This is a genomic window from Enterococcus sp. E4-150, assembly GCF_035726465.1.
In the GTDB taxonomy this organism is placed as follows: Bacteria; Bacillota; Bacilli; order Lactobacillales; family Enterococcaceae; genus Enterococcus_B; species Enterococcus_B faecium.
Genome location: NZ_JAPRGK010000015.1, coordinates 17,502 through 43,347, shown reverse-complemented (window position 1 = coordinate 43,347; position 25,846 = coordinate 17,502). Strand labels below are relative to the sequence as shown.

Below are 25,846 nucleotides of genomic sequence, written 5' to 3'. Positions count from 1 at the left end.
TAACACCACAGTGTGGTGGCGATAGCGAGAAGGATACACCTGTAACCATGCCGAACACAGAAGTTAAGCTTCTTAGCGCCGATTGTAGTGAGGGGTTGCCCCTTGTGAGAGTAGGACGTCGCCACGCTGATGTTATTCCGGCATAGCTCAGTTGGTAGTAGCGCATGACTGTTAATCATGATGTCGTAGGTTCGAGTCCTACTGCCGGAGTAAAAGTAGATGTAAGAAATATCATAAGATATTTCTTACATCTTTTTGTTTTGAGCAGGACTTTAGATAATTTTATTAATATATGCTAGCATGCTTTTGTAAGAAAAAGAAAGAGGGCGTATTAGTTATGTATCTTAAAATTACGGAACAAGCACAAGAAAGATTACAAAAATATATTGATGAAGGCGCAACAGTTATATTGGATTTAGATGATGGCGTTGGGGAATATTCTAAAATGGGTGTTTGCTCTTTAGATACTAGTTTTCGTTTACTTCTTCTTGATAAAGAACAGAGAAAAAATGATTATAAACTCCAATTAGATAGTGATATTGGGGATGTTTATATAAAAGATTATTCAAAAATGTACATGGATGAACATATGACCCTTTCTTTAGATCCACGTCTAGGTGTATTTACTCTTGAAAGCCCAAGTGGTTCTTTAGACAGTCATGTTCAATTAGTAGATCTACGACCAGAAAAATTCTCTGGCATGAAACAATAATTTTCTCTTCATTGATCCATGATCCATAAAACTAGTCTCAATCAAGCTGTATTGAAAAAACAAGACAACATTCTTACCATGGTAAATAAAAAAGACGACACATTTTGTCGTCTTTTTTTAAATTAACTATTTTCGATAAAAGATCGCATAGCTTGTGCCATTATTTCTGGCTTTTCTCTATTCAATTCATGTTTTCCGTTTTTAATAAAGAGTAGCCGGCCATTCGTTGAAAGTTTATATAAACGTTTTGCTGCTGGTCTATTCGCATGATCTTTGGTACCACATAAAATCAATTTAGGAAGTCGTGATGTACGAAGCTGTTTTTTGCAGTCTAATGTTTCAAGTGAACGAAGTAGGGTAAGGGTTTGTTTTTTAGATAGACCTAATTTTTCAAATATCTTAGAAGGTACGCAGTAAAAATAAATATTCTGGAAAGTAAGCAATAAGCGATTAGGAGACTCAAATTGTGGAGCGACTAAAACAACCTTTTTTAAATATGGAGAAGGAGTTGCAAGATAGTTTAAAGCAATAACAGCGCCTAAAGATAATCCACATAAAATAAAAGGTTCCTTTATCTGATTCAATTGTACTTCGATGTATTTGGTTAAGTCGTCTAAAGTAGCAGTGTCTGTGCTGTTTAAATGATTGAACAATGAAAGGCTTTTGCAAGAATAACTATTGGGTAGATAAGAGATTACATCTTTCCATGATTGTTCGTCTTGGCCTAGACCATGCAAAAAAACAATTTTCATATTGCTCTCCTTTTTATAGTTATCATATAGACTTTCTTTGTGCTATTAAAATATAAACATTCATTTCTTATGACATAAAATAAAAAAACAGCGCAGACACATTGTTAAACCAATATGCTGCACTGTTTAAGGAAGCCACTTGCCGGGTTTGAACCGGCGACCTCTTCCTTACCATGGAAGCGCTCTACCAGCTGAGCTAAAGCGGCATTATCATTAATACAAATAATAGGATAACGAATATTAATGTATTTGTCAACAGAATTTTTTCGAAAAAATGTGTTTCTCTAATAGGAAAACAGATTTTAGAAAAAATAAAAATAACAAAAAATGCGAACGGTTTCTTTGATAATATAATAAAAAAATTCAAAAAAAGTATTGCGTTATTTAGAAGAAATTGATATTATATTCATGTACTTGATTCCGGCATAGCTCAGTTGGTAGTAGCGCATGACTGTTAATCATGATGTCGTAGGTTCGAGTCCTACTGCCGGAGTAAATAAAGCTTATGCAAAGAAAAAGAAATCCAATCACTTGGGTTTCTTTTTCTTTTATTATTATGATGAATCAAGCTTTCTGTTTTTGTCACGTATGTTGTAATCTTTACGAAAGAGTAGAGTTGGCTACTCATAATCAACCATACTTCCCATCATCGCTAAATACGAAATAAATCAGCATCCCTACACCAATCAAGGCGCAAGCTACCCCAAGGAAAGGGACAATATTTCCAAAATGTTCTGTATTCATAAGTATGCTACCACCTACAAACAAAAAGCCGCCAGCCATCAGATTTTTCATTTTATTTATCCTCCTTTCTTGCATTATAGTATTTTATTCATTCAGCATTCTTGAACGTTATTTTGTAGAATTATGTTCTTCTAAGCCTTTTCTTTATTATACAGTCCATTATCATGATCGCATAGAAATATCCCCATTTTTATCTGAAAATTATCGATACCGTATGAAGTTTTCCTTCATGAAATTGTAAGTATATTCTCATTCAAGTGAAATTTTCATCATAGAAGAGATTGTATTTCTAAATTCTTAAGAGTAAAATACGAAGTATAACTTGGATTTGGAAGGATGATTGGATGAAAGCTATTACGCCTGATATGACAACAAAATTTAACAAACAGTTTCAAGCAAATATCAAACAGCAGGCATTGCAGCGGGCAGTTGTGAAGAACGGAATTACCGATTCTGCTGAAAATGTTTCAGCACATGTGGAGAATACACCGGTATTTTCTATAGATTTGGCTACGGGGAAAGTGGCTAATCAAATGCAATCGGGGCGTTGCTGGATGTTTGCTGCACTGAACACATTCCGTCATAAGATGCTGAATCAATTCCATTTAAAAGAGTTTGAATTATCACAAAATTACACTTTTTTCTGGGATAAATATGAAAAGGCAAATTATTTCTATGAAAACATCATTGCAACAGGAAAAGAGGCAATCGATAGCCGGAAAGTAGCTTTCTTACTCGCTACTCCTCAACAAGATGGCGGCCAATGGGATATGATCGTTTCATTATTCCAAAAATATGGCGTTGTGCCTAAATCGGTGATGCCGGAAAGTGCGAATAGTTCAAATTCTCGAGATTTGAATAACTACTTGAACAAATTACTGCGTAAAGATGCAGTAGTGTTACGGAAAATGGTTGCTCAAGGAGAAACATTAGACGCTATTGAAGAAAAGAAAGAAGAAATGCTAGAAAGCATTTATAACTTCTTATCTATCTCATTAGGAACACCTCCAAAAGAATTCGATTTTGAGTACCGCGATGAAGAAAAAAACTATCATCTTGACCGAGGACTGACACCACAAATTTTTTATGATAAATACATCGGTGTAAAATTAGATGATTATGTTAGCGTGATCAATGCACCAACAAAAGACAAACCATTCAATCGTTCTTATACAGTAGAGATGCTAGGAAATGTCGTTGGCGGGAAAGAAGTCAAATATCTGAATGTTGATATGGAAACTTTCAAAAAATTAGCGATTGCTCAGCTTGAAGAAGGAGAATCTGTTTGGTTTGGTTGTGATGTAGGTCAATCTTCTACTAGAACTAGCGGCATCATGGCCTTAGATGCTTATTCAATGGATGATCTATTTGATACGGATTTTACAATGACTAAAGCTGAACGTTTAGATTTTGGAGAAAGTCTGATGACCCATGCGATGGTATTGACCGGTGTTGACTTAATAGACGGGCAATCAACAAAATGGAAAGTCGAAAATAGCTGGGGCGAAAAAGTTGGAAAGAATGGCTTCTTCGTTATGAGTGATGCCTGGATGGACGAATATACGTACCAAATCGTTGTAAGAAAAGATTTATTGACGAAAGAGCAATTAAATGCGTTCAATGAAGAACCAATTGTTCTATCTCCGTGGGATCCAATGGGTGCTTTAGCATAGACGAGTATTTCAATGAAGAGTATGTAGTAAAGATAAAAAGAGCTGGCTTAAGCCAGCTCTTTTTATCTTTAAAGTCCATTCCCTGTTTTTTATGGTCTCTGTGCTATAATTCTAAATAAAGGATAAGGATTGGAAATAATCCTTTTATCATTAAAAATATGATGACGAAGTAGAATAAAATTGGGAGTAGGGGGGAAAGTCATGGATATCCAAACTGTTTTATCTGATCTGAAATTAAATGGTAAAGTGATTCCAGTTGTTGGTGGCGATGTTAATCAGACCTATCGTATAAAAACCGAACATCGTGCTTATTTTTTAAAAATCCATCCGAATGTAAAAAAAGGATTTTTTGAAGCAGAAGTAGACGGATTAAAAGAACTGTCAGCATTCGTACGTGTACCTGATACGTATATGCTAGGTGAAACAAGTGAAGGCGCTTATTTGTTAATGGAATGGATCGAGCCGGGAAAAGGGGATCAACGAGATCTTGCTGCAGCTTTAGCTAATCTCCATCAGCAAACAGCGCCACAATTTGGTTTTCGTAAAGATAACTATTTGGGTACACTTGTTCAGAAAAATTCTTTTGAAGAAGATTGGTGGACTTTTTTCTTTAAAGATCGGCTTGAATCCCAGATTTCTTTGGCAGAAGAAACGAATCGATGGAATGTACAGCGTCAAGAAAAGTATCTGCGATTTAAAGAACGTGTATTGAAATCGGTTGAACCAAAAAAGATCACTCCACGCCTCTTGCACGGAGACCTGTGGAGTGGTAATGTGTTCTTTGACCAGCAAGGGAATCCAGTTTTTGTCGACCCAGCTGTTTCTTATGGGAATCGGGAACAAGATATTGCAATGAGCCAGTTATTCGGTGGTTTCCGACCGGAATTTTTAGATGCTTATCAAACTATATTTCCATTAGAAAAGGGATGGAAAGACCGACTGCCGATTTACCAGTTATATTATCTTTTGGCACATTTGAATATGTTTGGAGAAAGTTACGGTTCCCAAGTAGATCAATTACTAGAAAATTTTTAAGAGGAGGGCGTGTTTTTGGCAAAAAAATATACCAAAAAGCATGAAGTTTCATATTATGAGTGTGACATCAACCAAACGATGACATTTCCTTCGATGTTAGGAGTAGTTATCAAAACGTCTGAAGATCAAAGCGACCAGTTGGGAAGAGGCAGTGAATTCGTCAATAGCTTTGGACTTACTTGGGTCATCACGAATTATTCCATGGAGATTAATCGTCTCCCTAGAGTCGGTGAAGTAATCTCAGTAACGACTCAAGCCATGGAGTACAATAAGTTTTTCTGTTATCGGAACTTCTGGATCCATGATGAAGATGGGAAAGAATTAGTCAAAATAGAATCTGTTTTCGTATTGATGGATTTTGTGAATCGAAAAATGAGCAGTGTTAATGAAGAGATCATTGCTCCTTTTGAGAGTGAGAAGATCAAGAAAATCAAGCGTCAGGAAAAAATTGAAAAGATTGATTCGGGCTTCATGTTGCCATATCGTGTTCGTTTTTATGATATCGATAGTAATCAGCATGTTAATAATGCGATGTATTTTAATTGGATCATTGACGTATTAGGATATGACTTTTTGACTACGCATGTTCCAGAAAAAGTAATTATTCGATTTGATAAAGAAGTAGAGTACGGGAATGAGATCGAAAGCCATTTTGAACAAATCCCTATCGAAAATGGTGTCAAAACAAAACATGAAATCCGAATGCAAGAACAGCTGTATTGTGAAGCAAATATTATATGGAAAAATAAATAAAAAAGAGGTTGTGACAGAAGGGGTCAGCTTCAAGAAATAAGAAGAAATTTACGAAAATTGTTTCTCAAATTTTTGTAAATTTTCGACTTAGTTTTCGAAGAAGCTATTTTTGTCACAGCCTCTCTTTTTAAGTTTAGCTATTAGATAATGATGTTTAGTTTTGGATAAACGAAATCAATTCTTCACCCGACAAACCATAGTTTACAGCAATCAATAGTTTTAAACGTGCTTTTTGACTATTAATACTGTTACAGAAAATAATCCCCATTTTTTCTAGTTCTTTTCCCCCGCCTTCATAATCATAAACAGGCTCTGCGATTCCATTGAAACAACGAGAAACAAGTACTACAGGGATTTTTTGGACAAGAAGCTTTTCCAAAGCAGCTAAGGCTTGTGGAGGGAGATTCCCCGCACCTAAAGCTTCGATTACCAAACCGTCTACTTTCGTATGGGCGATGGCTTCCAATAAGTCCCCTTGCATCCCAGCATATGCTTTAACGATCGGGATAGTCCCATCTACAGCGGAAATGTCCAGTCGCTTTGTTTCTAAAAGTTCCTGCAAGAATAAAATTCGATTCTTAGTTACTAAGCCGATGGGACCCAATGTAGGTGTTCGGAAAGTAGCAACATTTGTGGTATGGGTCTTTGTCACGTAGCGTGCAGAATGGATCTCATCGTTCATGACCACCAAAACCCCCTTATCTAGCGCTTCTTCACAACTTGCGACACGAATCGCACTTTCAAAATTATAAAGGCCGTCACTTCCAAGTTCATTACTTGAACGCATTGCCCCAGTCAAAACAATTGGTAATTTGTCGCCAATCGTTGTATCAAGAAAAAAAGCAGTTTCTTCTAATGTATCTGTACCGTGTGTGATCACCACTCCGGATATACCTGATGCATAAGCGGACAAGATACGTTCTTTTAATACCAACATGTGAGAAGGCATGATGTGTGGTGAGGGAAGATTGAAGATATCTTCAACTAATAATTCTACATGCTTGGGGATTGTGATTTCTGCATCTAATAATGGGTTTGCCACATCAGGACTAACACCGCCCGTGAGCATGTTTTCTTTCATGGCGATCGTTCCGCCGGTGTGTAGTACAAGTATTTTTTTCATTTTACAGACTTCCTTACGAATAATTTTGCATAGCCGTTAAATCTTATTGTATACTATATAAAAGAGTTTTGCTATCAGTGAAGAATAACAATAGCCAGACTTATTATAAAAAAGCTGCCCTTACTTAAACGAAGAAGACTCGACCTTGACCTCTTAATGCACGGAGTATTTGGTTGAGTTTCTTTTATAAAAAAGCAGTCAAGAGAAAACAATTACGAAGGTGGTCGAAAATGATCAGAATCGGATTAACATCGTTTAAAGAACATGACAAATTAACTGGCAAAAAGAATAACACTCTGTATGAATATGCCGGATTTCTACCCTTAGTGGAATTAGATACTGCCTATTATGGAATTCCCCGAAAGTCCTCAGTTGAGAATTGGATAAATGAAGTACCTGAATCATTTCGCTTTGTAGTCAAAGTCTATCAAGGAATCAGCGGTCAAGGAGACTGGAAGCCTTATTATCAGACCGAAGAAGAGATGATTGCGCATTTTTTAGATGTTATGTCGCCGATGGTAGATGCTGGAAAGATGTTTTGCTTTTTAGTCCAATTCCCCTCATCATTCAAATGTACTAAAGAAAATGTCCAGTACTTGCGCAAACTTAGAAAGTGGTTTGAGGGTTATCCTGTTTCTATAGAATTGCGGGATTATTCTTGGTACAGCGATGAATTTCTTGAACGTACAAGAAACTTTATGTCTAAAGCCGCTTTTTCTTTAGCCATCATCGATGAGCCACAGTTGCTGAATACAACGATTCCTTTTGATCCATTTGTCACCAATCCGAACTTTGCTCTTTTTCGATTCCATGGTAGGAATGCGCAAGGATGGCAAGCAAATGATAAAGAGTGGCGTAAAAAAAGAACGTTATATCGTTATTCAGAAAAAGAACTGCAAGAACTAGCACATGAAGTCAAAGTAGTTGATTCTAAGACAAAAGAGGTAGGTGTGATTTTTAATAATAATTCTGGTGGTGATGCGGCTGAAAATGCATTAGCACTGCAAAAAATATTAAATATCAAGCCAGATGGACTCAATCCAACCCAAATGGATCTGTTTTAAGGGCTTATTTTATTCAAGAAAGGGGCGAAGTCTATGATCAAAGCTATTTTTTTTGATATTGACGGAACATTGGTCACCAATCGTTCAAAAGCGTTGGAATCAACAAAACAAGCAATTGAATATGCTCGGAAAAACGGCATTTTATGCGGTGTAGCAACGGGGCGCAGCCCAGTAAAGATCAAAGAAATCATTGATGAATTGGAATTAGATATGTATGTCGTGTATAATGGTCAACTGGTTTTTACTGCAGATCGCACGATTATCGACCACCCTTTTGAACAAAAAGTATTGGAACATATTGTTGAATTTGCAGATGAGAACCATCGACAAATCGTTTTTGGTGCGAGAAATCGGTTAGATGGATCAACGACGATGCTATTAGGACAATCGATTTTTATCAAGCGACTAGTCAGCTTTTTACCGCGTAAATTCCCGGTACGTCTGATGAAAAAAATCCTCCAGGTTTTTAGCCCTCACCGACAAAAGGATCGTTATGAAACGTTAGAGATATTAAAAGAACCAATTTATCAATGTATATTGCTCAGTCCGGAGTCAGAACAGAAAAAGTTAGAACATCGCTTTCCCGAGTGTACGTTTCAGCGTTCAAATACGTATACTGTAGATATCATCCCAAAAGGTGGTTCAAAATTACTAGGCATCCAAGCTTTCGCAAATGCTGTCGGAATTGAAATGGAAGAAATTATGGCATTTGGCGATCATTACAATGATATCGAGATGCTGAAAGGTGTAGGAATTGGAGTGGCCATGGGGAATGCTCAGATCGAAGTAAAACATGCTGCAGACTTTGTGACTCAATCAAATGAAGAAGATGGGATATACGAAGGACTGAAACACTTCGGTCTGATTTATTAGTCAATGAAAGAAGGAAAAAATCAGTATGGAAGCAGAGACACCTTTTCAAAAAGTAGAAACATTCCACAAAACTTTTGATCCAAGAAGACCAGAGATACCCACGGCTTTTACAGAAAATGAAGCTCATACACGTGCTGCGTTCAAAATAGAAGAACTTGTTGAATTTGTTGCAGCTACTTCACCTAATAAAGAACAACTGCATGAAGCTGTTATGCTGCTGCACGAAGCATTAGATAAAGCAGAAGAAAAAATATTTGGTAAAACACAGTGGGGAAGTGATCCGCTGATTGAACAAGTAGATGCACTGACAGATATCCTTTACTTTACTTATGGTTCTTTTTCATTACTAGGAATAGTGCCTGATCGAATATTCGAAATCGTCCATCAGGCAAATATGGGGAAATTATTTCCAGATGGAAAACCTCATTATGACCCTGTAACAAATAAAGTGTTGAAACCTGAAAACTGGCAGATGGAATATGCTCCAGAACCTAAAATCGCGGCAGAAATCCAACGTCAGATTCAAGAAGCGATTGCTAAGAAAAAATCCGCTGATATAGGCATGTGTACAAATGAAAAAGAGTGATCAGAGTTTCACTATTTTTGTTATCTTTATACGATGGAAAAACAAAAGATTTTCGTTTAAGTTAGTGAATGCATGAAAATAGTATGCTATAATCTAGAATAGATGTCTTTTGCACGAGAGACGTATTATTTGGATTTATGCCAAGCAGAACGCCATCTGTTGCATAAAAGATGCATACTGAAAACGGAGGAACCATAAATGGGAAATAATGTTATCATCGGAATCGTCATTGCAATCATTATAGTCGCCATTGTCGTCTTTTTGGTTAGTTACTTGATGAAGAAAAAAAACCAAGATCGATTGGATGCCTTAGAAAAACGCAAGGAAGAATTATTTGACTTGCCAGTGATTGAAGAAGTCGATGATGTTAAAAAAATGCATCTGGTTGGGCAAAGCCAAAATACCTTTCGTGAATGGAGTCAAAAATGGAATGACATATCTACTTCCTCGTTCGCTGAGCTAGAAAGTCAAATTTTCGAAGTGGAAAACCTCAATGAAAGTTTTCGGTTCTTAAAAGGAAAAAAAGCAGTTGTTGAAGCAGAAGCTACAATGGACCAAATGGAGAAACAAGTGACGGAAATCCGTGAAGGTCTAAAGGAATTGCGGGAAACGGAAGAACGCAACTCACTAGCTGTTCAGCAGGCACTTGACGTCTATGAAGAGCTGAAAGAAAAAGTCAGAGAAGACGAGCATGAATACGGACCAGCTCTTTTTGAATTGCAAAAACAGATCAAAGTGATCGAAAAAGAATTTACGCAGTTTGTGACTTTAAACACTTCTGGAGACCCTGTTGAAGCCCGCGAGGTTTTGGATAAAGCAGAAAAACATACGTATGAAGTGGAAGCTCTGATGAAAAAAATTCCACCGCTGTATGAGGAGCTCCATACCACTTTCCCTGAACAACTTGAAGAAATCAGTGATACTTACGAGAAATTGATGGAAGAACAATATGTATTCCCAGAAGAAGATCTTGCTGAAGATATCGCAAAAGTAAGTCGAAGAATTGAAAATTCATTAGCCAATCTTGAAAAAACAGAAGTTGAAACGGTCGAATTTGAAAACCGTGAAACAGCTGATTTGATTGATTCGTTATATGATATCTTAGAACGGGAAATGGAAGCTCAGAGATATGTAAAAACTAACCAATCAACGATTGCAGAGTATATCAAACATACAACAAAGAATAACCGTCAATTATTGATTGAGCTGGATCACACATCTCAAAGCTATACATTGAACCACAATGAAATTGGCCGTGTACGAGGTTTCCAAACCGAAGTGGAAGAAATGGAACGTCAAAATGAACAGATGATTCCACAGATCCGTCAACACGAAATTCCTTATTCAGAAGTGCGCACGTTCTATAAAACAGTCTTCAAAGTCTTAGAAGATATCGAAAAGCAACAAGTAGAGATCGACGACTCATTACATGAATTGAGAAAAGGCGAAAAAGAAGCGCAAGAAAAGATCGATACATTCGAATTCAAATTGCGCAGTTTGAAACGTTTTGTAGAAAAACAACGTTTGCCTGGCTTGCCGAATGATTACCTAGAATTCTTTTTTGTTGCTACTGACCGTATTGAAGAACTAAGTGTTGTCTTGAATAAAATTCGAGTAAACATGGAAGAGGTCAATCGTTTAGTTGCTCTATGTGAAGAAGATCTAGAATTATTAGATAAGAAGACACATGATTTAGTAGATGCAGCAGCATTAACGGAGCAAATGCTCCAATATGCAAATCGTTATCGTCATACACACGAAGAAGTGAGAGAAGCAATTGATAAAAGCTACTATTTATTCAATAAAGAATATCACTATCAAGAAGCATTAGACGAAATCGGTACAGCATTAGAGCGAGTAGAACCAGGTGCTTTCAAACGCATCGAAGATTTTTATTTTAATCATCCAGACTTAGTATAAAGCAAAAAAGTTAGTAAACCAGCAAGAGCAAGACGGATTATTGTCTTGTTCTTGTCTTTTTTTGTATATTTGAAAATTGAAACAAGTGAAAATTTCACCTGCTCTTGAAAGCACCTTGGACAACCGTTATAATAGAAAAGAATTTCAAAAAAGAGGGGTTTCTTATGATATATTTTGATAACAGTGCAACAACCCCAATCTTTCCGCAAAGCTTAGATGCATATGTAAAAACCAGTCAGCGGATTATTGGGAATCCATCAAGCTTGCATGATTTAGGCAATCAAGCTAACCGGTTGTTGCAGCAAGCAAGAAAGCAGATCGCTGATTTGATCCATGTAGAACCAGAAGAAATCTATTTTACTTCAGGCGGAACAGAAGGAGATAACTGGGTATTAAAAGGAACGATGATCGAAAAAAGAGAATATGGGAATCATATGATCATTTCAGGAGTCGAACATCCGGCCGTCAGCGAGACAGCAGAACAATTAAAAGAATTAGGAATCGAAGTAAGTATCGCCCCAGTGGATAAACGCGGATTTGTACGTGTCGACGAATTGAAAGAATTAATAAGAAAAGAGACAGTATTAGTCTCTGTTATGGCTGTGAATAATGAAGTAGGATCGATTCAGCCCATCCAGGAAATCAGTGATCTTTTGGATGATTTTCCTAAAATTCATTTCCATGTAGATGCTGTTCAGGCGATTGGAAAAGTACCATTCTCGCAATGGTTGACAGAAAGAGTTGATTTTGCAACATTTTCAGCTCATAAATTCCATGGCCCACGGGGAACTGGTTTCATTTATTGGAAAAAGGGTCGTCGTTTAGCACCATTACTGACAGGTGGAGGGCAAGAAAGAAATCAGCGAAGTGGGACAGAAAATGTTCCAGGTATTGTGGCTATGGCTAAAGCTTTACGTTTATCATTAGAGATAAAGGAACAAAAACCTGAGCAGACACAACGCTTAAAAGTAGCTCTAATCAATGCGTTGAAGACGTATGAGAAAGTGACGATTTTTTCAGAAGGAACTGACTATGCACCGCATATTTTATGTTTTGCTCTAAAAGGAATTCGCGGCGAAGTTCTCGTCCATGCCTTAGAAGAAAAACAAATATTTGTTTCTACTACTAGTGCCTGCTCCTCACGTAAACATATGGCAAGCAGTACATTGCACGCAATGCATGTACCAAATGATCTGGCTACATCTGCTGTTCGAATCAGCTTAGATGAAAACAATTCGCTTGCAGAAGTCGAGCAATTTATGATTATTTTCAAGCAGCTTTATAAGAAATTTTCTGCAATCAATTAAAAGAGGAGTGTTCTTGTGAAATACAGTGAAATTATGGTCCGTTATGGGGAACTTTCGACAAAAGGAAAGAATCGAAAAAGCTTTATCATGCAACTAGCACAAAATGTCAGACAAGCTTTGAAAGACTTTCCAGAAATCAAAATCCATGCTGATCGGGACCGGATGCATCTTTTATTGAATGGCGCAGACGGGCAGCTAGTTATTCCAAAACTAGCAAAAATATTTGGGATCCAAAATTTTTCTCCAAGTATTCGTGTAGAAAAAGATGTCGAAGTTTTGAAACAAGCTGTTCAAGACATCATGAAAGAAATTTATACTGGGAAAGAAACATTTAAAATTATCGCTAAAAGAAGCGATCACCAATTTGAATTGACAAGTAATGAATTGAATCAAATATTAGGTAATGCTGTTTTTGATATTTTCCCGCATATCCAAGTTCAAATGCGTCAACCAGATATTCCATTACGTGTAGAGATTCGGCGTGATGGCGCTTATCTATCGTATGAAACGATCAAGGGATCTGGAGGATTGCCCGTAGGAACAAGCGGAAAAGGAATGCTTATGCTTTCTGGGGGGATTGATTCTCCTGTAGCAGGGTACTTTGCCATGAAGCGGGGAGTGGAAATTGAAGCTGTTCATTTTGCTAGTCCGCCGTATACAAGTGAACAAGCACTGCAAAAAGCAAAAGATCTAACAGCCAAACTAGCACCTTATGTGGGAACGATCCATTTTATCGAAGTGCCATTTACCGAGATTCAAGAAGAAATCAAAAAGTCAGTGCCACAAGGATATTGGATGACAATTACTCGTCGAATGATGTTGCGTTTGACCGATGAAATTCGCCGTATTCGTCATGGTTTAGTCATTTTGAATGGTGAATCATTAGGTCAAGTGGCTTCGCAAACTTTGCAAAGTATGGTAGCTATCAATGAAGTAACGAATACGCCAATCATTCGGCCTGTAGCGACAATGGATAAACTTGAAATCATTGAAGTAGCAGAACAGATCGATACATTTAATCTTTCTATCCAGCCTTTTGAAGACTGCTGTACGATTTTTGCTCCTCCACAGCCAAAAACACGCCCTCAACTGGAAAAGGTCCATCAATATGAAGAGCGTTTAGCAATAGATGAAATGATCCAACGAGCACTAGCTGGCTTGAAGATGGAAGAGATACAAGCAGAATCGTCTAATGAAAAAACTGAAGAATTTTCAGAATTGCTATAAGAGGTTATGAAAATAGTGTTTTGACCAGAGTATTAGAGAAACAAAACGAAAAAATAGCTCCATGTATTTTACCGTTTTTGAACTAATGTCGAAGATTAGCTGATTGAATACCATTTATCAAGAAGTTATGGAAAAGCCGGTTCTTTTTTACTAACTGAAAAATAAAATTTTATTTAGAGATCAAGCTACAGTTGATAAATGATATAAAAAAGAGAATTTCCCATGAAATAGCGAGGTTGTGACAGAAGTGGGCAGCTTCAAGAAATAAGAAGGAATTTACGAAAATTGCTTTTCAAATTTTTGTGAAATTTCGGCTTATTTTTCGAAGAAGTTACTTCTGGAACACCGTGTATCAGAGGTTGTGAAAAAGCTGCCCTGCATCAAGTAATAAGAACAGCCAAACAAAAATAGTTCCTCATATTTTACGTTTGGTTGAGCTTATTACCGCAGATGCAAGCTTTTGAACACCGTTTTATTTGTCTCACACCCTTTTCCTTCCTACTTGTAACCTTGCTCCCGGGTTAGAAACATGTTACACTAAATATGTGAAATTATTAACAAGGAGCGTCGTTATGCGAGAAAAAACAGATACACTGCCAAAAGCAACTGCGAAAAGATTACCTTTATATTTACGCTACTTGAAGATGCTGGATGACTCAGGCATAAGTAGAATCAAATCAAATGAGTTTAGCGAAATCACCCAAATTCCTTCTGCAACGATCCGCAGAGACTTCTCGCAATTAGGCGAGCTAGGCAGAAGCGGATATGGCTATGATGTCCCTTTCCTTATCGATGTATTCAATAATATCCTTAATACTAAAGAAGAAAAACGAATCGCATTAGTAGGATATGGAAATCTTGGCAAAGCATTGAAACACAACAATTTTAGAAGAAATGAAAATCTAAATATCGTGTGCGTCTTTGATAATGATCCAGCACTGATCAATCGAGTAATTGATGGAGAAATGATCTATCCGATTGATCGTTTCGCGGAGATAGCCAAAACAAAAAATGTGACAGTAGCAATCTCTACGGTACCAAGTAAATATTCACAATCTGCTATTGATGAAATTGTCAAAGGAAATGTAACCGCTATACTTAATTTTGCGCCTGACAGAGTAACTGTTCCAGCTTATGTCAATGTTCAATACATTGATTTGACAACCGAGTTGCAGACGCTTATTTACTTTGATGAGAATTACTCAGAAGTTTTTTCTTAGGAAAATTTGAGTAGGCTTATTGATCTTGCGAGAACTCGTCGTAATTCTTTCAAAAATTTTTTAGTACTAAATGAAGTGGTTTTTTCACGACCACTTGTTGACTAAAAAAAAAAACCATTGTAGAATGAAGCATAACGCTGAACAAGAGGAGTAACTGGCACATTCATTCTTAGAGAGAGAACTATCTGCTGAAAGGTTCTCAATGACAACCAGTGAAGGTAGCTTGGGAGTTTCTGTCTTGAATGGAGTAGAGATAGACGAGTCGTGATCGTTAACTCACTTGAGAGGCAATAATGATTGATTATTGCAATTTAGGTGGTACCGCGTAAATCATACGTCCTAGAATACGAAAGTATTTTAGGACGTTTTTTAGTTTAAAGGAGGAAAACAGCATGACGGAAGAAAATAACCTATCAACAAAATATAATCCGCAAGAAGTTGAAGCTGGACGTTATCAGCATTGGTTAGAACAAGATTTGTTTAAACCGAGCGGAAATAAAAAAGCAAAACCTTATTCAATCGTGATCCCGCCCCCAAATGTTACTGGAAAACTTCATTTAGGGCATGCTTGGGATACGACCTTGCAAGATATGCTGATTCGTCAAAAGAGAATGCAAGGATATGATACTTTATGGCTGCCTGGTATGGACCATGCAGGAATCGCGACACAAGCAAAAGTAGAAGCGAAGCTTAGAGAGCAAGGGATTTCTCGTTATGATCTAGGTCGTGAAAAGTTCATCGATCAAGTGTGGGAATGGAAAGAAGAGTATGCGAGCCACATCCGCGAACAGTGGGCTAAAATGGGCTTATCTTTAGATTACAGTAGGGAACGTTTTACATTAGATGATGGATTATCTGAAGCAGTACGTAAAGTTTTTGTTACCTTATACGAAAAAGGTTTGATTTATCGTGGTGAATATATCATCAACTGGGATCCTCAAGCACGAACAGCTCTATCTGATATCGAAGTTATTCATAAAGATATCGAAGGCGCCTTTTATCATATGAGCTATGAACTAGCAGATGGATCAGGCGTAGTAGAAATTGCGACAACCCGTCCAGAAACGATGTTGGGAGATACGGCGATTGCTGTTCATCCAGAAGACGAGCGTTATCAAGCGCTCATCGGCAAAAAAGTGATTCTACCTTTAGTCAATAAAGAAATCCCAATCATTGCAGATGAATATGTAGATATGGAATTCGGGACAGGTGTAGTAAAAATCACTCCAGCACATGATCCAAACGACTTTGAGGTAGGTAATCGTCATGATCTTCCACGCGTAAATGTTATGGATGATGATGGTACGATGAATGAACTAGCAGGAAAATATGCTGGAATGGATCGTTTTGCTGCTCGTAAAGCAATCGTGCAAGATCTGAAAGAAATCGGTCGATTGATTAAAATCGATACGATGATCCACAGTGTGGGTCATTCCGAGCGGACAGGTGTCGTTGTTGAACCTCGGCTGTCTACTCAATGGTTTGTAAAAATGGCGCCGTTAGCGAAAAAAGCCATTGATAACCAAGAAACAGATCAAGCAGTGGAATTCTTCCCTCCAAGATTCAATCAAACGTTTTTACGTTGGATGGAAAATGTCCATGATTGGGTAATCTCACGACAATTATGGTGGGGACATCAAATTCCTGCATGGTATCACAAAGAAACAGGTGAAATGTATGTAGGGATGGAAGCACCAGCGGATAGTGAAAACTGGGTACAAGATCCTGATGTTTTAGACACTTGGTTTAGTTCAGCTTTGTGGCCTTTCTCAACAATGGGCTGGCCAGATACGGAAAGCGAAGATTATAAGCGATACTTCCCTACTAGCACTTTAGTAACCGGTTATGACATCATTTTCTTCTGGGTAAGCAGAATGATTTTCCAAAGCTTGGAATTTACTGGCGAACGTCCATTTGAGAATGTCTTGATTCATGGATTGATCCGTGACGAACAAGGGCGGAAGATGAGTAAATCATTAGGTAATGGAATCGATCCGATGGAAGTAATCGAAAAGTATGGAGCAGATGCTCTCCGCTGGTTCTTATCGAATGGTTCTGCACCAGGACAAGATGTCCGCTTCAGCTATGAAAAAATGGATGCTTCTTGGAACTTTATCAACAAAATCTGGAATGCTTCACGTTTCGTTATCATGAATATCGAAGGAATGACCGTAGAAGAGATCGATTTATCTGGAGAAAAATCAGTGGCTGACCGGTGGATCCTTACTCGTTTGAATGAAACGATCGAACGAGTAACTGAGCTATTTGATCGTTTTGAATTTGGTGAAGCAGGTCGACAACTGTATAACTTTATCTGGGATGATTTTTGTGACTGGTACATCGAAATGAGTAAAGAAGTACTTTATGGAGATGATGCTGTTTCAAAACAAACCACCCGTAGCATCTTAGTTCATACACTTGATCAGATCCTACGTTTATTGCATCCAATCATGCCATTCGTTACAGAAGAAATATGGGAACATATTCCTCATCAGGGAAATTCTCTAGTAGTGGCAGAATATCCTGTTGTACGTCCAGAGTTTGATGATGAAACAGCTTCTAAAGGGATGGAAGTATTGAAAGAATTGATTCGAGCCGTTCGAAATATTCGTTCAGAAGTGAATACACCATTGTCTAAACCAATTACGTTGCTAATTAAAACAAACGATGCTAAAATCGATCAATTTTTAGTTGAAAATACAAGCTATATCGAACGCTTCTGTAATCCCGAAGAGTTGACGATATCAAGTGAGATCACTGCACCAGATCTAGCGATGTCAGCTGTTCTGACAGGTGCAGAAATCTTCTTGCCGTTAGCAGGATTGATCAATATCGAAGAGGAAATCAAACGATTAGAAAAAGAACTGGAAAAGTGGACAAGCGAAGTAAAACGTGTCCAAGGAAAACTTTCTAATGAACGTTTTGTTTCTAACGCGCCGGAAGAAGTAGTAGAGGCAGAGCGTGCAAAAGAAAAAGATTATTTAGAGAAGCAAACGGCTGTCAAAGAACGAATCGAAAGTTTGCGTACTATTCAATAAGAATAGAAAAAGAGAGTGTGAAATCAGCTAGCTATTACAAAAAGCTAGCTGATTGAACATCGTTACAGGAAAGAGTTTGAGCCTCACTCTTAGCTTCGATTCATAAGGAGATGTGACATAAATTTTGTCACATCTCTTTTTTAGTCTACTCTTATTATGTAGGAGAAGGAGGGAGATGGATCATGTATCAAGAGTCAATAAAGTAGTTGATAAAATCGTTCCTCTCTCTGTTTCTTTTCTCTTTGTCATACTTTTATTTTTCTTATGTGTTCTATTTGTTATAATAAAAGAGAAATGGGGGAATTGTTGATGACGATTGAAGAAGCAATAGAATGGATCCATAGTCGATTACCATTTGGTTCACGTCCTGGCCTTGACCGAGTCGAAGCTTTATTAGAAGTGGTAGGGCATCCAGAGAGAAAAGTAAAAACGATCCATATCGCTGGAACAAACGGAAAAGGTTCTACTGTAGCTTATTTGAGAAGCCTATTAGAAGAGGCTGGGCTGACAGTAGGTACATTTACTTCACCTTATATCGAAACGTTCAATGAACGGATCGCAATCAATGGCAAAAGCATCCCAGACAATGATTTGATCCAGCTTGTAAAAAAATATCAGCCACTGATCAAACAACTTGATCAATTTGAAGCAGTAGCTGGTATTACTGAATTCGAGACATTAACAGCAATGGCATTTGATTATTTTTTGATGAAGAAAGTGGACGTAGCGATTATCGAAGTTGGCTTAGGCGGCTTATTGGATTCTACCAATGTAGCTGTACCAATGCTGACGGGAATAACAACGATTGGACTTGATCATACCGAAATACTTGGAGATACAATTGAAGAAATCGCTGCACAAAAAGCTGGAATCATCAAACAAGGCGTTCCAGTAGTAACAGGAAATATTGCCCCAGAAGCTTTTACTGTCATCCAACAAACAGCTAAAGCAAAAAATGCACCGCTTTATGTATACGGGGAAAATTATAAAATAAACTATCTGCATCCTGATGAGATGTGGGGAGAAGTATTTGAATTTTTTAATGAAATAGGAAAGATCCCTCAATTAACCACTCCGCTTTTAGGGCAACATCAAGCTGAAAATGCAGGAGTAGCCATCGAATTGTATTTTGTTTACTGTCAATTGGAAAAGCTGCCTTTCCGAGAAAAAGATGTTTTGAAGGGATTGAAGAAATCTCGATGGCCAGGAAGAATGGAGCGTTTGAGTAACGAGCCATTAGTTGTTTTAGATGGTGCCCATAATACGCATGCAATGAACCGGCTTGTTGAGAATTTGAAAAAAGAATTCAAAGGATATCAAATCAACATTTTGTTTTCCGCCTTACGAACTAAAAATGTTAGAGAAATGCTAGAACGATTGCAGCAAGTACCAAATGTCCATATTTATTTGACGACCTTTGAACATCCAAAAGCCATCGAATTAAGTGAAGTATCAGATTTAGCAAGTGAGAGAGTATCAATCGTTTCATTGTGGCAATTCGGATTAGCAGATATATTGGAAAAGATGACAAATGAAGACGTATTAGTTGTGACCGGTTCACTTTATTTCATTTCAGAAGTTCGCCATTTATTAATACAATTAGGAGGAGATCATGAAGTATAATGCAGTGATTTTTGACATGGATGGTTTGCTGTTCGACACAGAGTTAGTGTATTACGAAGCCACACAAGTAGTAGCAGACAAGATGGGTTTTCCTTATGATAAAGACCTGTATTTAAAATTCTTAGGTGTTTCAGATGAAGAAGTATGGGCGAATTATCATATGATTTTCTCGGAATTTGGCAAAACAAGTGTACAAAGATTCATAGATGATTCATACCAGGAAACGCTTGAACGTTTTTCGCAAGGAGCGGTACAAATGAAGCCCGGTGTGTTGGAACTCCTCTCTTTTTTAGAAGAACATCAGATTCCCAAAGTTGTCGCTTCCAGTAACCAACGAGCAGTCATTGAACTTTTATTGAAGAAGAACAATCTGTTTGAACGATTTGAGACGATTGTTTCTGCAGAAAATGTTCAACGAGCAAAACCAGACCCAGAAATTTTCTTGTTAGCTAATCAGAAGCTAGGTACAGCGAAGAAAGAAACATTGATTTTAGAAGATTCACAAAATGGTATTTTAGCAGCTTCTGCGGCTGAGATCCCGGTAGTCATGGTACCAGATCTGCTTCCACCATCCCAAGAATTGATCAAAAAAACAGCTGGGGTTGTTTCTTCGTTACATGAAATCCCTGCATTGTTAAAATAAAAATCCATCTCTTTTCGTATCTTATTTTAGATAAGATAGAAAGGAGATGTTTTTTTGGGAAAACGATTGATCAAAGAAGTACCTACTAGCTCTTTACCAAGGGAACGTATGGAAATTTATGGCGCTGAAGCTTTATCGGATCAGGAGCTTTTGGCAATCTTACTGCGTACCGGTCAACACCCTTATAGTGTGATGTCGATTGCTGGAAATCTGTTAAAAACGTTTGGAGGACTGGCCTCTTTACGACAGGCTACTTTGCATGAGTTAGAAGAGATTCGAGGGATAGGACGCGTGAAAGCAATCGAAATCAAAGCCTTGATCGAATTAGGTCGACGAATTCAGACGGATCATGAAAGAGCGGCTTCGCCGGTTCGTACCAGCTACGAATTGGCCCAGCAATTGATTCTGGAAATGAAAGATCACAAACAAGAACATTTGGTTTGTATTTATTTGGACACGAAGAATCAAGTGATCTTAAAAAAAACAGTGTTCATCGGTTCGCTGAATCAGTCAGTCGCTCATCCTAGAGAAATTTTCCATTATGCTGTACGTTATTGTGCAGCAAGGATCGTTTTAGCGCATAATCATCCTTCTGGTAATGTTTTAACCATAGTATAATAAATAATAGTAGTTAAAGTAGTTTAGGAGGAGATGTTAAAGGGAGATTTTACTTTAAATAAAATTTAACAAGGTTTATAATTTGTAGTACTTAAAGTGTTTAAAGAGGGGGGGAGTGTGTGAGGGTTCAAAGGATAGAAGTGGAGAATAAGCCGTATCCATTGTATTTATTACTAGATAAAGAATACCAGCTAATTGAACCAGTAATGAAATTTATTAAATACTTAGATAACACTGGTAAGTCTCCAAATACCATTAAAGCATACTGCTATCATTTAAAGTTGCTGTATGAGTTCATGGAACAGAGAGGCGTTATTCTTAATGATATTAACTTTGAGTTGTTAGCAGACTTCGTAGGTTGGTTGAGATATCCAACAGCAAATAATGTAATTGATCTTCAGTCAAAAGAAGCCATAAGAGAAGAAACGACAGTGAATACAATTTTAAATGCCGTTATGAGTTTTCTTGATTATTTAAGTAGATTAGGAGAATTTAAATCAATTGATGTATTTAAACAAGCAAAGGGAAGAAACTTCAAAGGATTTTTACATCATGTTAATAAGGGTAGATACCAAAAGAATGTCTTAAAGTTAAGGGTTAAAAAGAAACAGATAAGAACATTGACAGCAGAGGAAGTTAAGCAAATTATTGACGCTTGTCATACGAAAAGAGATAAGTTAATTTTAATGCTTATGTATGAGGGTGGTTTAAGAATCGGTGAAGTGTTATCGCTTAGGCTTGAAGATATTGCCACTTGGGACAATCAAATCCATTTAACACCTAGAGATGTTAATGTTAATGAAGCTTATATTAAATTAAGGAAGGAAAGAACAATACATGTGAGTAAAGAACTGATGTCACTTTATACAGATTACTTGGTATATGAGTATAGTGAGGAATTGGAGCATGACTATGTTTTTATTTCCTTAAAAGAAGGCTATTTTGGGAAACCACTAAAGTACCAAAGTGTTCTTGATCTAGTTAGAAGAATAGTTAAAAGGACTGGAATAGAATTTACATCGCATATGCTTCGCCACACTCACGCAACGCAGCTAATTAGGGAAGGATGGGATGTTGCGTTCGTTCAAAAGAGATTAGGTCACGCACATGTTCAGACAACGTTAAATACCTATGTTCATCTTTCAGATCAGGATATGAAAAATGAGTTTAATAAATACCTTGAGAGAAAGGAGCATAAGAAATGAATGCTTCTAGTAAAAGGAAAATTATCAGTCAGAGTGAGATCAGCAAAAAAATAGCTGTAATGAATGAAGAAATGCAAGGGTTTTGGGCTAATAATAGTTGGGATATAAGAAAATGTCCACATCCTTCTGCCATAGAATTAAGTAAGAATCCTGCTTTAAGAAATCGTTGGGTTCGTTTTGAACGTGTTAAAAATCTGTGGTTAAGAACAGAATTGAAATATTTTTATTTTTACCATTTAAACAATAGAATATGGAATGCAAAAACTGTCTGGATTAGAAAAGGAACAGTAATTAATAAAATGTTGGATTTTTTAGATTTAAAGTATCCCAGCATTACTTCAATTACTGAAGTTCCTATTGATAAAGCAATGACGGAGTATAGAACATATTTGACAAAACAGGGTGTTAGAATTACCACCACTAATTATAAGATTACTGCTAATCAAGAAAAAACACCTGTAAAAGCTAATTCTTACTATGTTACTAATCTAAAACAATTTATTGAGTTTTATGAGGATTTTTATTTTGATGGAGAGGAGTGGGATAAAGACGTTTGGGATAGACGAAACTTACCTTTGCCAGATGATAAGGTTAACCCAACACAATATGAATATACAATTAACTTTAAAGGGTTTCGGAATACATATTTTAAACAGCTTGTAAAAAGATATTGTAAGTTAAGATTGAACATGGATAGCTTTTCCTATGTAAGTGATATTGCCCAAAAACTTAAAGAGTTCTTTAATTTTCTGGACATAAAGTTTAAACACGTTCAGAGAGTACACCAATTAACGAGAGTGGAAATTGAAGCATATTTAAGTGAACTAAACATGATGGGGATAAAACCTAGTACAATAACTGGGAGGATCTCTATATTGGAAGGACTATTTAGTACCCTTCATAGGCTAGAATGGGATGATGTTCCTTCCAAATTATTAATTTATCCCGAGGACTATCCGAAAATACCAAGAGCAAAACCTCGCTTTATAGACGAATTCGTTCTAGAGCAATTGAACAGTCATCTTGATAAATTACCCGAATATATAGCTACGATGACTATGATTGTTCAAGAATGTGGAATGAGGATAAGTGAATTGTGCACCTTGAAAAAAGGCTGTCTATTAGAGGACAAAGATGGAGATTACTTTTTAAAGTATTATCAATGGAAAATGAAAAAGGAGCATATAGTTCCAATATCTAAAGAGGTAGCTTTACTTATTAAAGTTCGGGAAGATAAAGTTTCAGAGGAATTTCCAGATAGTGAATACCTCTTTCCAAGAAAAGATGGATCGCCATTAAAACAAGAAACATTTAGAGGCGAATTAAATAAATTAGCTTATGAGCAAAATATAGTGGATAAATCAGGCGAGATTTATAGATTCCATGCCCATGCCTTTCGCCATACAGTAGGAACAAGAATGATTAACAACGGGGTGCCCCAGCATATTGTGCAGAAATTTTTGGGACATGAAAGCCCAGAAATGACAAGCAGATACGCTCATATCTTTGATGAAACTCTAAAAAATGAATTTACTAAATTTCAAGAAAAACTGGTTACCAATAATGGAGATGTGCTCAATCTAGATGATGATAGTGAAGTCGATGATGTAGAGCTTCAATGGTTCAAGAAAAATATAAATGCACAAGTGCTTCCAAATGGTTATTGTAGATTGCCAGTAATAGCAGGTGGTTGTCCACATGCGAATGCATGCTTAGATTGCACTCACTTCTGTACCAGTAAGCAATTCTTACCACAGCACGAAGAACAGTTAGAGCGTACAGAAGAGTTATTAACCATAGCAAAGGATAAACAATGGCAAAGACAAATAGAGACTAATAGCCGTGTTAAAGAGCGTTTAGAACAAATCATTGGAAGCTTGACGGGGTAATTATCAATGGATAAACAAGTTAGAAATACAACAGAAATTGTACGTTTGGCGAAGCAGAAATCACAAAAGACAAGGGAAAAAGTAGACAAAGCGATTTCTAAATTTTCGATTGAAGGTAAAGCTATTAATTTTAATTCAATAGCAAAGGAAGCTAATGTTTCTAAATCATGGCTTTATAAGGAACACGATATTAGGCAAAGAATAGAATCCCTTCGTGAGCGTCAAATAACATCAAATGTAGTCTCAAAACCCAAGAAAAGTTCTCGTTCGGAGGAAATCCTTATTAAAACCTTAAAAAGAAGAGTTATGGAATTAGAAAAAGAAAATAAAAAATTACAGAACCAAATTCAAAAATTATATGGAGATCTGTATAATAAAGAGTAGTTTTAATTATTAATCTGTAGACAGATTGTGAAAGGATGCACTTAAACTAACGGGGCAGGATAGCTTAACAAGGAATAAGAAATTAAATGGTAAAATAGTTAAGAAAGGCTGTGTGATATATGAAAGTTTCTTTAATTGCTGCGATGGATAAGAATAGGGTATTAGGTAAAGAGAATGACATACCTTGGAGAATCCCAAAGGATTGGGAGTATGTTAAAAATACTACAAAGGGATATCCAATTATATTAGGAAGGAAGAATCTTGAATCAATCGGAAGAGCATTACCTGGAAGAAGAAATATTATTCTGACAAGAGATAAGGGTTTCAGCTTTAATGGTTGTGAAATTGTCCATTCAATAGAAGATGTTTTTGAGATATGTAATAACGAAGAGGAAATTTTCATTTTCGGGGGAGAACAAATTTATAATTTGTTTCTACCATATGTTGAGAAAATGTACATTACAAAAATTCATTACGAATTTGAAGGAGATACATTCTTTCCAGAAGTGAATTATGAAGAGTGGAGCGAAGTATCTGTTACACAAGGAATAACAGATGAAAAAAATCCTTATACATACTATTTTCATATTTATGAACGAAAAGCTTATTGAACTAACGGGTGCTTTAGTTAAATAACAATGAATAAAAATCAGCCTGTATCTTATGTTACTATTAAGTAATTTAAGATACAGGTTTTACTATTTTTGAAATAATTACCTTTCACTTCAAATACATGTATTCAAAGTGAAAGTATTGATTTAAATGATTCTTTTGTAATTTACTCTTGATAAGATATAATTCCATCGCAGCAGGATATGAATTTTACCAAAAGGATACAAAAGTGTGGAGAAATGATGGGGATCACTGTATTGGACCACTTGATCATCGGACGCAAACGATATTTTAGTTTGAGAGAAGAAGGAATGATGGAAGAGAAGTAAGTTGCTTTCTTGCAAAAAAAATGAAGCAAGTGTACAATTATATTGTAATTTTGTTTGGGAATAGAAGTTGAAACATCTGTTGCACCTCTATCGTACACGAGCAATGTTACAATTTAAATTAGTGCTTTTGGCACGAGGAGGATATTATTATGGAAAACGGAACAGTAAAATGGTTCAACGCTGAAAAAGGATTTGGATTTATCTCACGTGAAGATGGAAGCGACGTATTCGTTCACTTCTCAGCTATCCAAGGTGACGGATTCAAAACATTAGAAGAAGGTCAAGCAGTGACTTTCGACGTTGAAGAATCAGACCGTGGCCCACAAGCTGCAAACGTTGTAAAAGCTTAATTTTATCTGTAAATCAAATTGATGGTAGACATCAATTTTTACGAGAGAACAAAGCGAGTAACAAAAATACCTGCCACAAGAGACAATTTCTCTTGTGGCAGGTATTTTTTTGTATGAAAAAGTAAATAAATTTAAGAGGCTATGAAAGAGCCACCTTGTATCAAGG

The 25,846-nt window shown here is 36.7% G+C and carries 22 protein-coding genes, 3 tRNA genes, 1 rRNA gene, 2 pseudogenes and 1 other annotated feature; of the genes and pseudogenes, 24 read left to right on the top strand and 4 right to left on the bottom strand.

Going from position 1 to position 25,846, the window contains the following annotated elements; all coding sequences use genetic code 11:
* Window positions 1–11 precede the first annotated feature (11 nt).
* From rrf to OZ002_RS11320, 3 genes are all read left to right on the top strand, one after another.
* Window positions 12–127 (top strand): 5S ribosomal RNA (gene rrf, locus OZ002_RS11330).
* Window positions 128–136: 9 nt separating this feature from the next.
* Window positions 137–210, top strand: a tRNA-Asn gene (locus OZ002_RS11325).
* Window positions 211–337: 127 nt separating this feature from the next.
* Window positions 338–712, top strand: coding sequence for an iron-sulfur cluster biosynthesis family protein (locus OZ002_RS11320; protein WP_002298848.1), 375 nt, complete (start codon window positions 338–340; stop codon window positions 710–712).
* A gap of 122 nt (window positions 713–834) precedes the next feature.
* Here the strand turns inward: OZ002_RS11320 and OZ002_RS11315 are convergent, their stop codons facing one another.
* On the bottom strand, window positions 835–1,464 hold the full coding sequence (locus OZ002_RS11315) for an alpha/beta fold hydrolase (protein WP_123840458.1): 630 nt from the start codon (window positions 1,462–1,464) through the stop codon (window positions 835–837).
* Between the two features lie 133 nt (window positions 1,465–1,597).
* Window positions 1,598–1,670, bottom strand: a tRNA-Thr gene (locus OZ002_RS11310).
* Window positions 1,671–1,883: 213 nt separating this feature from the next.
* On the opposite strand from OZ002_RS11310, the gene OZ002_RS11305 reads away from it, so the two are divergent.
* Window positions 1,884–1,957 (top strand) — tRNA-Asn (locus tag OZ002_RS11305).
* Between the two features lie 137 nt (window positions 1,958–2,094).
* On the opposite strand, the gene OZ002_RS11300 is transcribed toward OZ002_RS11305, so the two are convergent.
* Window positions 2,095–2,259: a hypothetical protein gene (locus OZ002_RS11300; protein WP_002319627.1), complete on the bottom strand. Its 165-nt coding sequence runs from the start codon at window positions 2,257–2,259 to the stop codon at window positions 2,095–2,097.
* 293 nt (window positions 2,260–2,552) lie between these two features.
* Between OZ002_RS11300 and OZ002_RS11295 the strand changes: the two genes are divergently transcribed.
* The 3 genes from OZ002_RS11295 to OZ002_RS11285 all read left to right on the top strand — a co-directional run bounded on the left by OZ002_RS11295 (window position 2,553) and on the right by OZ002_RS11285 (window position 5,669).
* On the top strand, window positions 2,553–3,881 hold the full coding sequence (locus OZ002_RS11295; protein WP_325083348.1) for a C1 family peptidase: 1,329 nt from the start codon (window positions 2,553–2,555) through the stop codon (window positions 3,879–3,881).
* A gap of 201 nt (window positions 3,882–4,082) precedes the next feature.
* Complete coding sequence (locus tag OZ002_RS11290; protein ID WP_156249187.1) at window positions 4,083–4,916, top strand: fructosamine kinase family protein; 834 nt, start codon at window positions 4,083–4,085, stop codon at window positions 4,914–4,916.
* 15 nt (window positions 4,917–4,931) lie between these two features.
* The gene (locus OZ002_RS11285) at window positions 4,932–5,669 is read left to right on the top strand and encodes an acyl-ACP thioesterase domain-containing protein (protein WP_002287962.1); all 738 of its coding nucleotides are present in this window, start codon (window positions 4,932–4,934) and stop codon (window positions 5,667–5,669) included.
* Window positions 5,670–5,823: 154 nt separating this feature from the next.
* Here OZ002_RS11285 and OZ002_RS11280 read toward each other — a convergent pair whose 3' ends face one another.
* Entirely contained in the window at window positions 5,824–6,792 is a 969-nt protein-coding gene (locus OZ002_RS11280; protein ID WP_002298855.1) for an asparaginase, read from the bottom strand.
* Window positions 6,793–7,022: 230 nt separating this feature from the next.
* Here OZ002_RS11280 and OZ002_RS11275 point away from each other — a divergent pair, with 230 nt between their 5' ends.
* The 17 genes and pseudogenes from OZ002_RS11275 to OZ002_RS11195 all read left to right on the top strand — a co-directional run bounded on the left by OZ002_RS11275 (window position 7,023) and on the right by OZ002_RS11195 (window position 25,680).
* Entirely contained in the window at window positions 7,023–7,856 is an 834-nt protein-coding gene (locus OZ002_RS11275) for a DUF72 domain-containing protein (RefSeq protein ID WP_002307060.1), read from the top strand.
* 33 nt (window positions 7,857–7,889) lie between these two features.
* Window positions 7,890–8,729 carry a Cof-type HAD-IIB family hydrolase gene (locus OZ002_RS11270; protein ID WP_002294078.1) on the top strand — a complete coding sequence of 280 codons (840 nt, stop codon included), beginning with the start codon at window positions 7,890–7,892 and terminating at the stop codon, window positions 8,727–8,729.
* Between the two features lie 25 nt (window positions 8,730–8,754).
* Window positions 8,755–9,315 carry an HAD family hydrolase gene (locus OZ002_RS11265; RefSeq protein ID WP_325083345.1) on the top strand — a complete coding sequence of 187 codons (561 nt, stop codon included), beginning with the start codon at window positions 8,755–8,757 and terminating at the stop codon, window positions 9,313–9,315.
* Window positions 9,316–9,513: 198 nt separating this feature from the next.
* On the top strand, window positions 9,514–11,235 hold the full coding sequence (locus OZ002_RS11260) for a septation ring formation regulator EzrA (RefSeq protein WP_002287957.1): 1,722 nt from the start codon (window positions 9,514–9,516) through the stop codon (window positions 11,233–11,235).
* Window positions 11,236–11,399: 164 nt separating this feature from the next.
* Entirely contained in the window at window positions 11,400–12,542 is a 1,143-nt protein-coding gene (locus OZ002_RS11255; RefSeq protein ID WP_002294077.1) for a cysteine desulfurase family protein, read from the top strand.
* 15 nt (window positions 12,543–12,557) lie between these two features.
* The gene (thiI, locus tag OZ002_RS11250; RefSeq protein ID WP_125179269.1) at window positions 12,558–13,769 is read left to right on the top strand and encodes a tRNA uracil 4-sulfurtransferase ThiI; all 1,212 of its coding nucleotides are present in this window, start codon (window positions 12,558–12,560) and stop codon (window positions 13,767–13,769) included.
* A 572-nt stretch (window positions 13,770–14,341) separates the two neighbouring features.
* The gene (locus OZ002_RS11245) at window positions 14,342–14,989 is read left to right on the top strand and encodes a redox-sensing transcriptional repressor Rex (RefSeq protein ID WP_049141987.1); all 648 of its coding nucleotides are present in this window, start codon (window positions 14,342–14,344) and stop codon (window positions 14,987–14,989) included.
* A 128-nt stretch (window positions 14,990–15,117) separates the two neighbouring features.
* Window positions 15,118–15,334 (top strand) — a binding site (T-box leader).
* A 47-nt stretch (window positions 15,335–15,381) separates the two neighbouring features.
* Entirely contained in the window at window positions 15,382–18,027 is a 2,646-nt protein-coding gene (locus OZ002_RS11240) for a valine--tRNA ligase (RefSeq protein WP_002332120.1), read from the top strand.
* A gap of 309 nt (window positions 18,028–18,336) precedes the next feature.
* Window positions 18,337–19,650, top strand: coding sequence for a bifunctional folylpolyglutamate synthase/dihydrofolate synthase (locus OZ002_RS11235; protein ID WP_002294071.1), 1,314 nt, complete (start codon window positions 18,337–18,339; stop codon window positions 19,648–19,650).
* The gene (locus OZ002_RS11230) at window positions 19,640–20,293 is read left to right on the top strand and encodes an HAD family hydrolase (protein WP_002287951.1); all 654 of its coding nucleotides are present in this window, start codon (window positions 19,640–19,642) and stop codon (window positions 20,291–20,293) included. The genes OZ002_RS11235 and OZ002_RS11230 overlap by 11 nt, the downstream gene beginning before the upstream one ends.
* A 54-nt stretch (window positions 20,294–20,347) precedes the next feature.
* Window positions 20,348–20,899, top strand: a pseudogene (gene radC / locus OZ002_RS11225) (RadC family protein); the annotation flags it as partial.
* Window positions 20,900–21,030: 131 nt separating this feature from the next.
* Window positions 21,031–22,116: a tyrosine-type recombinase/integrase gene (locus OZ002_RS11220; RefSeq protein ID WP_031775850.1), complete on the top strand. Its 1,086-nt coding sequence runs from the start codon at window positions 21,031–21,033 to the stop codon at window positions 22,114–22,116.
* The gene (locus tag OZ002_RS11215) at window positions 22,113–24,005 is read left to right on the top strand and encodes a site-specific integrase (RefSeq protein WP_031775849.1); all 1,893 of its coding nucleotides are present in this window, start codon (window positions 22,113–22,115) and stop codon (window positions 24,003–24,005) included. Before OZ002_RS11220 ends, OZ002_RS11215 begins: the two co-directional genes overlap by 4 nt.
* A 6-nt stretch (window positions 24,006–24,011) precedes the next feature.
* A complete protein-coding gene (locus tag OZ002_RS11210) occupies window positions 24,012–24,389 on the top strand; it encodes a DUF6262 family protein (RefSeq protein WP_020977319.1) in 378 nt (125 codons plus the stop codon).
* A 119-nt stretch (window positions 24,390–24,508) separates the two neighbouring features.
* Entirely contained in the window at window positions 24,509–25,000 is a 492-nt protein-coding gene (locus tag OZ002_RS11205) for a trimethoprim-resistant dihydrofolate reductase DfrK (protein WP_031775848.1), read from the top strand.
* A gap of 180 nt (window positions 25,001–25,180) precedes the next feature.
* Window positions 25,181–25,330 (top strand): annotated as a pseudogene (locus tag OZ002_RS11200) (JAB domain-containing protein); the annotation flags it as partial.
* A 149-nt stretch (window positions 25,331–25,479) separates the two neighbouring features.
* A complete protein-coding gene (locus tag OZ002_RS11195; protein ID WP_002294067.1) occupies window positions 25,480–25,680 on the top strand; it encodes a cold-shock protein in 201 nt (66 codons plus the stop codon).
* The last annotated feature ends 166 nt before the right edge of the window (window positions 25,681–25,846 follow it).

Coding starts and splice junctions, on each gene's coding strand:
- OZ002_RS11245 (WP_049141987.1), top strand. CDS start 14,342: ATGCGAGAAAAAACAGATACACTGCCAAAAGCAACTGCGAAAAGATTA.
- OZ002_RS11275 (WP_002307060.1), top strand. CDS start 7,023: ATGATCAGAATCGGATTAACATCGTTTAAAGAACATGACAAATTAACT.
- OZ002_RS11235 (WP_002294071.1), top strand. CDS start 18,337: ATGACGATTGAAGAAGCAATAGAATGGATCCATAGTCGATTACCATTT.
- OZ002_RS11265 (WP_325083345.1), top strand. CDS start 8,755: ATGGAAGCAGAGACACCTTTTCAAAAAGTAGAAACATTCCACAAAACT.
- OZ002_RS11215 (WP_031775849.1), top strand. CDS start 22,113: ATGAATGCTTCTAGTAAAAGGAAAATTATCAGTCAGAGTGAGATCAGC.
- OZ002_RS11230 (WP_002287951.1), top strand. CDS start 19,640: ATGAAGTATAATGCAGTGATTTTTGACATGGATGGTTTGCTGTTCGAC.
- OZ002_RS11260 (WP_002287957.1), top strand. CDS start 9,514: ATGGGAAATAATGTTATCATCGGAATCGTCATTGCAATCATTATAGTC.
- OZ002_RS11195 (WP_002294067.1), top strand. CDS start 25,480: ATGGAAAACGGAACAGTAAAATGGTTCAACGCTGAAAAAGGATTTGGA.
- OZ002_RS11205 (WP_031775848.1), top strand. CDS start 24,509: ATGAAAGTTTCTTTAATTGCTGCGATGGATAAGAATAGGGTATTAGGT.
- OZ002_RS11290 (WP_156249187.1), top strand. CDS start 4,083: ATGGATATCCAAACTGTTTTATCTGATCTGAAATTAAATGGTAAAGTG.
- OZ002_RS11255 (WP_002294077.1), top strand. CDS start 11,400: ATGATATATTTTGATAACAGTGCAACAACCCCAATCTTTCCGCAAAGC.
- OZ002_RS11320 (WP_002298848.1), top strand. CDS start 338: ATGTATCTTAAAATTACGGAACAAGCACAAGAAAGATTACAAAAATAT.
- OZ002_RS11295 (WP_325083348.1), top strand. CDS start 2,553: ATGAAAGCTATTACGCCTGATATGACAACAAAATTTAACAAACAGTTT.
- OZ002_RS11315 (WP_123840458.1), bottom strand. CDS start 1,464: ATGAAAATTGTTTTTTTGCATGGTCTAGGCCAAGACGAACAATCATGG.
- OZ002_RS11210 (WP_020977319.1), top strand. CDS start 24,012: ATGGATAAACAAGTTAGAAATACAACAGAAATTGTACGTTTGGCGAAG.
- OZ002_RS11280 (WP_002298855.1), bottom strand. CDS start 6,792: ATGAAAAAAATACTTGTACTACACACCGGCGGAACGATCGCCATGAAA.
- OZ002_RS11270 (WP_002294078.1), top strand. CDS start 7,890: ATGATCAAAGCTATTTTTTTTGATATTGACGGAACATTGGTCACCAAT.
- OZ002_RS11240 (WP_002332120.1), top strand. CDS start 15,382: ATGACGGAAGAAAATAACCTATCAACAAAATATAATCCGCAAGAAGTT.
- OZ002_RS11300 (WP_002319627.1), bottom strand. CDS start 2,259: ATGAAAAATCTGATGGCTGGCGGCTTTTTGTTTGTAGGTGGTAGCATA.